This is a genomic window from Staphylococcus sp. HMSC072B07 (genome assembly GCF_001815505.1).
In the GTDB taxonomy this organism is placed as follows: domain Bacteria; phylum Bacillota; class Bacilli; order Staphylococcales; family Staphylococcaceae; genus Staphylococcus; species Staphylococcus simulans.
In genome coordinates this window covers 1-9,842 of sequence record NZ_KV820920.1, presented here as the reverse complement: position 1 = coordinate 9,842, position 9,842 = coordinate 1, and the positions used below count along the sequence as shown (strand labels likewise).

The window sequence follows — 9,842 nt, the reverse complement described above, 5'->3', positions numbered from 1 at the left end:
GTTAATGAATATAAAGGCCAAGGTTTTCAACCTCCTGCTGATAAAAAGGCAATTGAATTAGTAAAAACATAGAGAGGAATTCGCAGAACTAGGAGAAAGATTTTATAAAGATAACTTTGGCTTGAAGGTTAAAGCTACCAACGTGGTTGGCAGTGGAAAAGACGCAGAAGTATTCGTACATTGTAATGATCATGACATCGTGTTTAATTCCAGTATTGTTATCTCCACTGATTCTTTAGGCTATAAAGGCTCTGCATGTGCAAAAGGAGAAAGCGATGATTTATCTACTCAAATTGGAAAAGTAGTCAGCGGCTTTGACTACAAAGCCAACAAGAAAGAATACGATGAACTTTATCAATACTTCAAAGATAATCAGGTTATTACGGGTTTACTAAAGAAGCTATAAACAAAACACGAAACTCTGGCTATGAAAATGAATATTTCTGGATAAGTGGTTATCCTATTGACTTGGCCCAATACGATAAATACTACAAACCTTTGATTCAAATGCATCAAAAAGAATTCAGCGAAAAGTATCATCAAGCTAGATACAATGCCACTGGTGGTGTAACTAAAACACACGTTATCACTACATTTTTTGATACTAACTCAGATTATAATAAAGATAAGGAAGACTATAAGTTATTAGATCTTGCAGATGCCATTCAAAAAAATCAACTTGGCCCTGATAAAAGCGAAGTGAAATATACATTAACCTATACAAGCAATGAAATCACCACTTATGACGGCACAAAGAATGGAAATAACGAAATGTCTTATGGGGTTTATAATAGTGAACAATAAATTTTCAGAACAAAATAAATACTTTGATAATGTTCATTTTAATAAATAGACATTAATAACGCACCGAAATCACTTGGATAACGGTGCGTTATTGATTAGATATCTAATTCTTCTATACGCATCATATGATTAATCAAACCTGCATAAAAGCCTTGTAATTCTTGGCCTGTATGTTTAAAGTCTAAGGCATCTAGACCGACAAAATCTAAATGATCCCAACCTTTCATAACCGGTGTCACTTGCCAGATGCCTTTTTTCAAGCCATCTGTAAATTCAGTGAAATCTTGCCCTGTTGGATAGAGTGAAGATACTACAGAAACGATACCGTCATTTGGACGCAATGCTTGGTTCTCCTCACTTCCAATGACACGACTCGTTGAATCAAAAAGGAAGAATTGTCCAATATCAGGGATATGATTTCCCGTTAAACCTTCATGACTCGCCAAACCTGTATAAGTAGTATAAACAATGTTAGGGTTCATCGGTGTCATTTGATTTAATTTTTCTGAGCCTTCTGATGTTAAATCATACATCGCATTATCATCAGTATCCCAAAGTTTACTTTGCGCAACACGTTGTGCGTATTCAATATAAGATTCATTTTCCCTTTGTTTGAATCCCCATTTTTCAAAACCAAAATCGATATTTGCGAGTTTACCACCGCCCATACGTCCTAACGCATAAACAATATCTTTAAAGGCTTTTTCATTACCAATTCGATCCGCTGCGGCTGAACCGTTATGCGGTGTGCCTAAAGTTGTAATAGAGGCAATCATATGGTCTTTCCCTCCTTCAAATAAAGAGGAAATTGTTCCACCATGTTGACGTTGGTAATCTATTTCTTCTTGATTACCAAAGCGTAAAAAATGTTCTAAAAGCCGGATTGTTTGTCCACCCATACTGTGGCCGACCATATGCACCTTTTTGCCAGGCGCCCATTCATGAAAGACCCCTGCATAAGTTCTGCCATATCGAGAATGTCCATATTTCTCCGCATGCGCTGCACCATAATCTACTGTGCCGCCTTTAATATAATAATATAACTCTATTGCGCGATCATAATTACTGCTAAAAGCACCTACACTCGCTTCATAAGCTTCGTACCCTTTTTCACGCAGTCCATCTATCACACGATACTTATCTCCACCCCAATAATTGGGATATAAGTCTGGCTTTATTTCACCTGTAAAGCCCATAAATCCATGTACAAATATAACTGGATATTGATTAATCGCTTGTTGCGCTTTATTAGTTTTTAAACTTTCTGTATGTGGAACAGGTGCTTGTTGGACCGTACGTTGCGTTGGTTTTGTTTGTGATTCTTCTGTTTTGGCTTCTTCTTTTGGTGCCGCTTCAGTTTTCTCATCATCCTCTTGAGATGTAAGAGTTGATTTGATTTCTGGCGCAGGAGCAGTTTTCGGTTCTACTTCTGACGAAACATGCGTCTGTACTGTTTCTTCTTCAGAAGTTGAGGTCGTTTTAGATAATATTTCTGTATTTTTAATCTCTTCTTTTTTATTTTCAGGTGCTTCTACTTGTTGGATGACATCTTCTGTAACCTTTTGTTCTTCATAGTTTGTCACAGAATCATTATCTACTGGCGCTGGTTGTTCGTACTGGTTTGGTTTTAGTGGTTCACTATGATTAGGTTTTTCTTGTTTTGTTTGTGATCCTTCATGAATCTGAGATGAGGATGCTTCTTGTTCAAGGTTAGTAGTATTTTGTTCCTGTATATTTTTTTCTGAAGATGGTGTATTCACATGATTTGTTTGTGTTTCAGAACGTTTTGTAGAAAAATCTGGTTGTGTTTCAACCTGTTGTGCTGTCGTTATATCTTTTGATGGTAACAGTTGTTCATTTTCTTGTGTATGTTCCGCTTCTACCTGTGTTTCGTGGTGTGTTTGTGTGGATTCTTCCGCATATGCTGATGTGCTTAGACCCATAAATATAAAGGATGCGATAAGTGTTGATCCAGCTCCGACTGTAAACTTTCTTATCGCATAGTGATGGTGTGTTTGATTATTTTTCTTCATTTTGAATTGCTCCTATTCTAGTGGTGTCCTTCACTAAAGAAAAATAATAACGTGCTCCCATAATATAGATGAATAATTAACTGTACTACTTTAAAATAACACATTTTTGTGTCACTCAGTGTTAATTTTCTTATTTGTTATATTTCTTTTACATCATTTTTATTTTATCTGATGGTAAATATCGTAAACTTCTCCTGTTTTCATCTGACGGTCTTCAGCGACTTGTTTAATCGCCTTTTTCGGTTTCATATTTTGACGGATATAATGTTCAACATGTTCATGAATATCTAACTCACTGAACCATTCTGTCTCTTCTTTTGGTGCTGCACCCTCTATTAAGATAACAAATTCACCTTTAGTCGGAATGTCACCATTTGTGACCGCTTCTACCAATGTTTGAACTGGTGCCGTCTGAATCTCTTCAAACTTCTTAGTTAATTCTCGACCCAAAGCGACTGGTCGTGTTTCATCAATTTCCACTATAGCTTTTAGCGTATCTGCCACACGAAACGGGCTTTCATAAATAATTACAGTAGAGTCTTCAAACATGCGTTGTTCAAGTACTGCTTTTTTATCTTTTGCTTTTCTCGGTAAGAATCCGACAAACGTATATACAAACGAAGGTAAGCCACTTCCCATCAACGCAGTCAACCCTGCATTCGGTCCAGGAATCGGTACAACATCAATACCTGCTTCACGCGCACGCACCACTAATTCATAACCCGGATCACTGATTAACGGTAAGCCGGCATCAGAGACTAATGCGATACTTTTCCCTTCTAATAAAAGTTCAATTAAAGGTTCAGTCTGCGTCTCTTTATTATGTTCATGATAAGATTTTAAGGGTGTCTCAATCTCATAATGATGACATAATTTCTTTGTGACACGTGTATCTTCACAGGCAATCATATCGACAGATTTTAAAGTGTCTACTGCACGAAATGTGATATCTGCTAAATTTCCGATGGGTGTTCCGACTAAATAAAGTGTTCCCATGTTATTGCTTGCCCCTTTCAATAAGCTGTAATTTTTGTGTTCTCGTGAATGTTTTAATTTCATACTCACGTTTCATCGCTTCTGACTTTGTTTCATAACCTTCTTGATAAACTAATACAACGGGACGTCTAGTTTTAGTATACTTGGCACCTTTACCCGCATTGTGTTTTTCAATTCTTGCTTGAACGTTATTGGTATACCCAGTATATAATGTGCCGTCTTTACATCGTACGATATAAATATAATGTTCAATTGCCATAATAAATCGCACTCATTTCTTTTGTATATTGGCCATCTGTTGTATACATATAAAATGGCGACGCAATATCCAAACCAGGTTTGCCGTCTTTACGTCCTTCTACAAGAATCGCATGCGCTGCTTTACCAGGTTTACTATAAACCATTGTCAGTTTCTTTGGTTCAATACGGTGCTGTCTGAATTCAAATAATACATCCATTAAACGTTCTGCACGATGTACCATGACAAAACGACCGCCTTGTTTCAATAAATGTTTCGCAGCATTCACACAATCAGCCAGTGTACACATTACTTCATGACGTGCAATTTTATGTGCTTCTTTTTGATGTTGATGCGTTTGAATGGTTTTGAAGTACGGCGGATTACATGTGACAACGTTATAGCTTGAAGGTTGAAAGTGTTGTTGAACATGTCTTAAATCCATTTCATACATTTGAATACGCGCTTCTAAATGATTATGGCGAATACTGCGTTCAGCCATATCCACTAATTGTGGTTGGATTTCAATCGCATCTATCATGTGATTTCCTTTGTCTGAAAGTAATAAAGGAATGACGCCGTTACCTGAACATAAATCCATTACTTTGTCACGTTTTCTAAGCTGGGTAAAATGGCCTAATAATAAAGCATCCGTCGAAAAGGAAAAGACTTCATCATTTTGAATTATTTCTAACTGTTCTTTTAATAGACAATCTAAACGTTCATTTTCTTTCAACATGATTTTCTCCAATTTTTGATTAAATATGTATAAATGAGAACCTCTTCAGGTTCTCATTCAAGCTTTCAAATAGAATATGACATTCTTTTGATATATTAAAACAATCGCTTTTAGGATTGTTCTTCTAATGTTTGTAAACAAAATAAGCAATCTTCACCATTACGATGTTTACCGAATAAATCGCCTTTACAGATATGGAAGCCTTCTTGATATAAAATCGCTAAGTTCTCCTTACTGCTTAAACGAGGTTTCTTTTTTTCTTTAGACTTTTGCTCAGGCTTATCTGAAACATCTGTTGATTCAGTTCCTGTTTCTTGTGAACGGCCGATTAATTGTTTCAAATGTTTGTTTTCAACTTCCAACGCAACATTTTCTTCTATAAGCTGCATGGTGATGGTCTTTAATTCTGCCGTGTCTTGATACAATTGTTTAACATTGGTTTCAAGACGCAATAGTCTCTCCATTATTTCTCTGCGTTCCAAAAGCCTGTGGCCTCCCTTAATAGATTGCTTCTAAATCATCAACTGAGTATTCTAAAGGTTGTTCTAAACCTTCAACTTTGACTTGCATTGAAATATCTAACATATTCAAGCCTACCACTGTACCTTGACCATCAGGTGTATCAATTTTTGTTCCCACATCAGGTAATTGTTCTCTGGCAGCTTCATATTGATCATTTTCATATTTTAAGCAGCACATTAAACGACCGCAAGCGCCTGAAATTTTTGTAGGATTTAATGATAAGTTCTGATCTTTTGCCATTTTAATCGATACAGGTTCAAAGTCACCTAAGAACGTTGAACAACATAGCGAACGGCCGCAAGGACCGATACCACCAAGTAATTTAGCCTCATCGCGCACGCCGATTTGATGTAATTCAATACGTGTTCTTAACTTTGCGGCTAAAATCTTTACCAACTTTCTAAAGTCGATGCGATCATCTGCAGTGAAGTTGAAAATCACTTTTGATTTATCTAATGTATACTCACAATTGACTAAACGCATTTCTAAACCTAATTCTTCTACAGATGCTTTACAGAAATCCATTGCAGCATCTGCATCTTCTTCGTTACATGCACATTGTTCTAAATCATTGTCAGTTGCGACACGAATGATTTGTTTTAACGGTAATGTAACATCTTCCTCATCTACCGTTAGTGCAGCATCTTTGACATCACCGACTTCTACACCACGTTTAGACTCTACAACAACTCTGTCACCACAACAAAGTTCAGCATCTTCAACCGGTGCATAATACTCAAGCTTACCAGCTTTTTGGAATTGTACGCCAATCACTTGAAGCATTTAGCCCACCCCCTTAATTACGATTTGTTCAAATACGAGTGTTGGATTCACATTTTGTGTTAACTTCTTATGTGCCTCCGTTATATGATCATACATATGTGTTAATTGGTAATATGTTAAACGTTGTGCATATTGTTTAATATCTGTTTCTAATTCAGAGAATACTAAGTATCCTGAAATGTCTGCTTTTTCATGCATAATATCTTGGAAGAATGCATTCACGACTGACAATGTCAGTTGCTGCAGCTTTTTATTTTTAGATGCTTTCATTAAATCGACCAAAGCAATTAAAGCCATTGCACGATTCGTCAGCAGTAATTGGCACCAATTGATAATGTTTTTGCGTAAATTTGCTAAATCATATTCCTCATTCAGCGCACGAGCTTCTTCGATTTGTGAGGTATAAGTACTCAACATTTCAGCAATCGGTTTAGATATCTCTTGTTCTTTCAGACGTTCCACGAGTTGTGCTTGTGACATCGGTTTAAAATAAACATGCTGACAACGCGAATGGATTGTACTGAGAATTTGTTCTGGTTTCGTCGACAGCAATATCGCAATCGTATTTTCTGGCGGTTCTTCTAAGAACTTTAAAATACTATTCTCACCTTGAACGGTAAGTTTCTCAAAGCCATTAATAATATAGACTTTGTGACTGCCTTCAACGGGTAATTGATTCATCACATGAACTAACGCTTCAATCTTTTCTTTCTTCAGATTTGTCTCATCTGTTGTGACATATCTGAAATCAGGATGATTGAAACCGTCAACTTTCGCTTGGCATATTTCATTGTCATTGCATAGTATCAACTTCGCAAAAGCCATAGCCGTTTGCTGCATCGTTTGTGCATCATCGCCTTCAAATAAATAGGCATGCGAAAGCTTTCCAGATTGATACGCATTCGTCAATCTTGATAATTCATCCATTCAATTTGTCACCTTTCCATAATGAAAAAGGGCAGGAACTCATGAGTTTAATCATTGATTGTCTCTTTACAATCTCGATTACACGCTCGTCCCGACCCCCACTATTTATAGACTGTTATTTATGTCGAATCATAGATTCATGTCATGTTTATCATTAAAATCTGTGGAACGCATCAACAGGCATTACGAATACTGTCGCGCCGCCGACTTCTACTTCAACTGGATATGGAATGTAAGAGTCTGCACTGCCGCCCATTGGCGTAATTGGTGATACAAGTTGTTCTCTGTTTCCACATGTTTTATTGATAACATTTAGTAAATCATCTACTTTGTCATCATCAACACCGCATAGGAATGTTGTATTTCCTGCGCGTAGGAATCCACCTGTTGTCGCGAGTTTAGTAGCTCGGAAATTATTTTTGACGAGTTGGTCAGACAACTCTTGACTATCTTGGTCTTGAACAATTGCAATTACCATTTTCATAACTAACACCTCTTTGTAATATTATAGCATATTGTGATGGTAGAGCCTGTTTAAAACTAAATAGAAATAACTAAAATGATGTCTGATTTCTTGATGTTTTCTATTAATATTTTACCTTCATCTTTTAGGTCTGCTGTAATTAAAGTTTAACAAATTATACTACGTGAACCCGCACGCTTGCAACAACTTCCAAAGCAATCATCTAAAGCTTATGCTTGGCTAGACAAATGTTGGACAATTGCTTGATAAGCAGCATCAACAACCGCCTCAATAGATTGATTTGCATCAATGACCGCAAAACGCTCTGGTTCTTGTTCGATTAATTGATGATACCCTTCAATAACCCGTTGATGAAATGCGATACTCTCATGATCCAAACGATTCATGTCTCGCGCATTACTTTGAATCCGTGCTCTTCCCGTTTCAGCCGTAATGTCTAGATACACTGTTAAATCCGGATACAAACCATTAATCGCAAATTCATTAATTGCTCTGACTTCCTCTACACCAATACCTCTCGCATAACCTTGGTAAGCAAGCGAACTATCGATATAGCGGTCACACAATACTACTATTCCCGCTTTTAGCGCTGGTAAGACTTTTTCTACTAAATGTTCTCTGCGTGATGCCGCAAATAATAAGGCTTCGGTACGCTCATCAACAGCTTCGCCTTCTAATAAAATTTCTCGAATTTGTTCTGCAGCGGGTACCCCGCCAGGTTCTCTCGTTGTTAAGACTTCAAATTGTGCTTGTAAGCGTTCAGAAACTTGGTTTAAAACCGTTGTTTTACCGGAACCTTCTGGTCCTTCAAATGTGATAAATGCTGACATGTTATTCATCCTTAATATTTATAGTTCTATGCTTTATACCTTCTACTCTAATTCCTTGTGCTACCCAGTCTTCCATAATATCGATCATTTCTTGATGAATGCGTTCACCTTTATAAAACACCGGTATACCTGGAGGATAAGGTACAATATGTTGAGCTAACAATTCACCTGCAGCTTCACTAAAATCGATACGTCTCATTTGGGTTATCGTCACAGGCTGATAATATCCAACGTGTTCAGGCATTTTGGGGATAGTTACTGAAACCTCATTTGTCGTCTTCGATAACTTTAATGCTTTAATTCGTTCTAATAATGATTCAAATGGGAACCGATCTCTTTTATGCCACATCGGCAACACTAACAATACTTGTGTTTCATCTGCGAGTTCTACATAAAGATGTTGTGCTTCTAACCATTGTTGGATGTCATAGCCTGTATACCCTGCGTATGTCAAAGTTATTTTAAGTGGATCATCCATCTCATGAACTTCTAATCCTTTAGCGCTTAATGCATCAAGTAGACGTTGACGTTGTGTGAAATAATAAGTGCTTTCATATGTTTTATAAAATTGATGTGCACGCTCTAAGCCTGCCATTAATAAATACGAAGGACTTGATGATTGAAAGTAAGTTAAATACTCCATCACTTGTTCATAATAAGGCGCATTTTTATGTATAAAGATTACAGAGCTCATAGTCAAAGCAGGTAAACTTTTATGATAAGACTGTACGACGTAATCTGCCCCAAAAGAAAGTGCAGAGTTAGGGAAACCATTTAATCCAAAATGCGCACCATGCGCTTCATCTACTAACACAGGTGTACCCTTCGCGTGCTGTTCATTAATAAATGAAGCAATATCGAATAATTCACCGTAATAGTTAGGATATGTCACAATCGCTAGACTATTTGTACTTTGTTTTTGGTCTATGCGTGGCGCTACATATTGATGGGTTGTATCACTGATAGTCATCGGTAAAATTTCTGCATCTTTTTGAGCTAAATCTAAACCATGAAAGACTGATTTATGTACATTACGACTCATCACAATCGGTGCTTCTTGTTTTGCGGTTGCTTGAATCACTGATAAAAGACCTGAAGTTGTGCCATTTACTAAATAAAAGGCATCATAATCTGGATGCTTATCTAAGGTATGCATGCTTTCTTTTAATATGCCTTCAGGATGATGCAAGTCATCAAAATCAGTAATCTCAGTAATATCCATGGGTAAATCCATCTCATGTAATGTGCCGATTGTCATGTTTTTATGGCCAGGTACATGAAAAGAAATAGGTTGTTGTTTTAGAAAAGATTTAAGCTGATGATTTAATGGCAAATTCATTTTTCCACTACCTTCAATTTGGTAATTAACTCTTATTTTAACATATTTGAATCTAGTTCAACGATGAGAAATGAAAGAATTCTTCTCGTTTCATTATCAAAAATTAAAAAATGGCATAAAAAAAGAGACCCTTTACAGGATCTCGTG

At 36.8% G+C, this 9,842-nt stretch carries 12 protein-coding genes; 2 read left to right on the top strand and 10 right to left on the bottom strand.

Going from position 1 to position 9,842, the window contains the following annotated elements:
* Positions 1-121: 121 nt before the first annotated feature.
* Entirely contained in the window at positions 122-406 is a 285-nt protein-coding gene (locus HMPREF3031_RS09135; RefSeq protein ID WP_051036006.1) for a DUF1672 family protein, read from the top strand.
* Positions 403-804 carry a DUF1672 family protein gene (locus HMPREF3031_RS09130; RefSeq protein WP_081600406.1) on the top strand — a complete coding sequence of 134 codons (402 nt, stop codon included), beginning with the start codon at positions 403-405 and terminating at the stop codon, positions 802-804. The genes HMPREF3031_RS09135 and HMPREF3031_RS09130 overlap by 4 nt, the downstream gene beginning before the upstream one ends.
* 95 nt (positions 805-899) lie before the next feature.
* Here HMPREF3031_RS09130 and lip read toward each other — a convergent pair whose 3' ends face one another.
* The 10 genes from lip to HMPREF3031_RS09080 form a co-directional block, all read right to left on the bottom strand.
* Entirely contained in the window at positions 900-2,837 is a 1,938-nt protein-coding gene (gene lip / locus HMPREF3031_RS09125; protein WP_002481892.1) for a YSIRK-targeted triacylglycerol lipase, read from the bottom strand.
* A gap of 159 nt (positions 2,838-2,996) precedes the next feature.
* Complete coding sequence (gene rsmI / locus HMPREF3031_RS09120) at positions 2,997-3,833, bottom strand: 16S rRNA (cytidine(1402)-2'-O)-methyltransferase (protein WP_037556659.1); 837 nt, start codon at positions 3,831-3,833, stop codon at positions 2,997-2,999.
* Between the two features lies 1 nt (position 3,834).
* The gene (locus HMPREF3031_RS09115; protein WP_002481890.1) at positions 3,835-4,092 is read right to left on the bottom strand and encodes a GIY-YIG nuclease family protein; all 258 of its coding nucleotides are present in this window, start codon (positions 4,090-4,092) and stop codon (positions 3,835-3,837) included.
* Entirely contained in the window at positions 4,082-4,810 is a 729-nt protein-coding gene (locus HMPREF3031_RS09110) for a tRNA1(Val) (adenine(37)-N6)-methyltransferase (RefSeq protein WP_002481889.1), read from the bottom strand. The genes HMPREF3031_RS09115 and HMPREF3031_RS09110 overlap by 11 nt, the downstream gene beginning before the upstream one ends.
* A gap of 110 nt (positions 4,811-4,920) precedes the next feature.
* A complete protein-coding gene (yabA, locus tag HMPREF3031_RS09105; protein WP_002481888.1) occupies positions 4,921-5,292 on the bottom strand; it encodes a DNA replication initiation control protein YabA in 372 nt (123 codons plus the stop codon).
* 16 nt (positions 5,293-5,308) lie between these two features.
* Entirely contained in the window at positions 5,309-6,115 is an 807-nt protein-coding gene (locus HMPREF3031_RS09100) for a PSP1 domain-containing protein (protein WP_070724837.1), read from the bottom strand.
* Positions 6,116-7,042 carry a DNA polymerase III subunit delta' C-terminal domain-containing protein gene (locus tag HMPREF3031_RS09095; RefSeq protein WP_070724835.1) on the bottom strand — a complete coding sequence of 309 codons (927 nt, stop codon included), beginning with the start codon at positions 7,040-7,042 and terminating at the stop codon, positions 6,116-6,118.
* 154 nt (positions 7,043-7,196) lie between these two features.
* A complete protein-coding gene (locus tag HMPREF3031_RS09090) occupies positions 7,197-7,526 on the bottom strand; it encodes a cyclic-di-AMP receptor (RefSeq protein ID WP_002481885.1) in 330 nt (109 codons plus the stop codon).
* A 209-nt stretch (positions 7,527-7,735) separates the two neighbouring features.
* Positions 7,736-8,356 carry a dTMP kinase gene (gene tmk, locus HMPREF3031_RS09085; protein ID WP_002481884.1) on the bottom strand — a complete coding sequence of 207 codons (621 nt, stop codon included), beginning with the start codon at positions 8,354-8,356 and terminating at the stop codon, positions 7,736-7,738.
* 1 nt (position 8,357) lies between these two features.
* Entirely contained in the window at positions 8,358-9,695 is a 1,338-nt protein-coding gene (locus tag HMPREF3031_RS09080) for an Orn/Lys/Arg family decarboxylase (RefSeq protein WP_002481883.1), read from the bottom strand.
* Between the last annotated feature and the right edge of the window lie 147 nt (positions 9,696-9,842).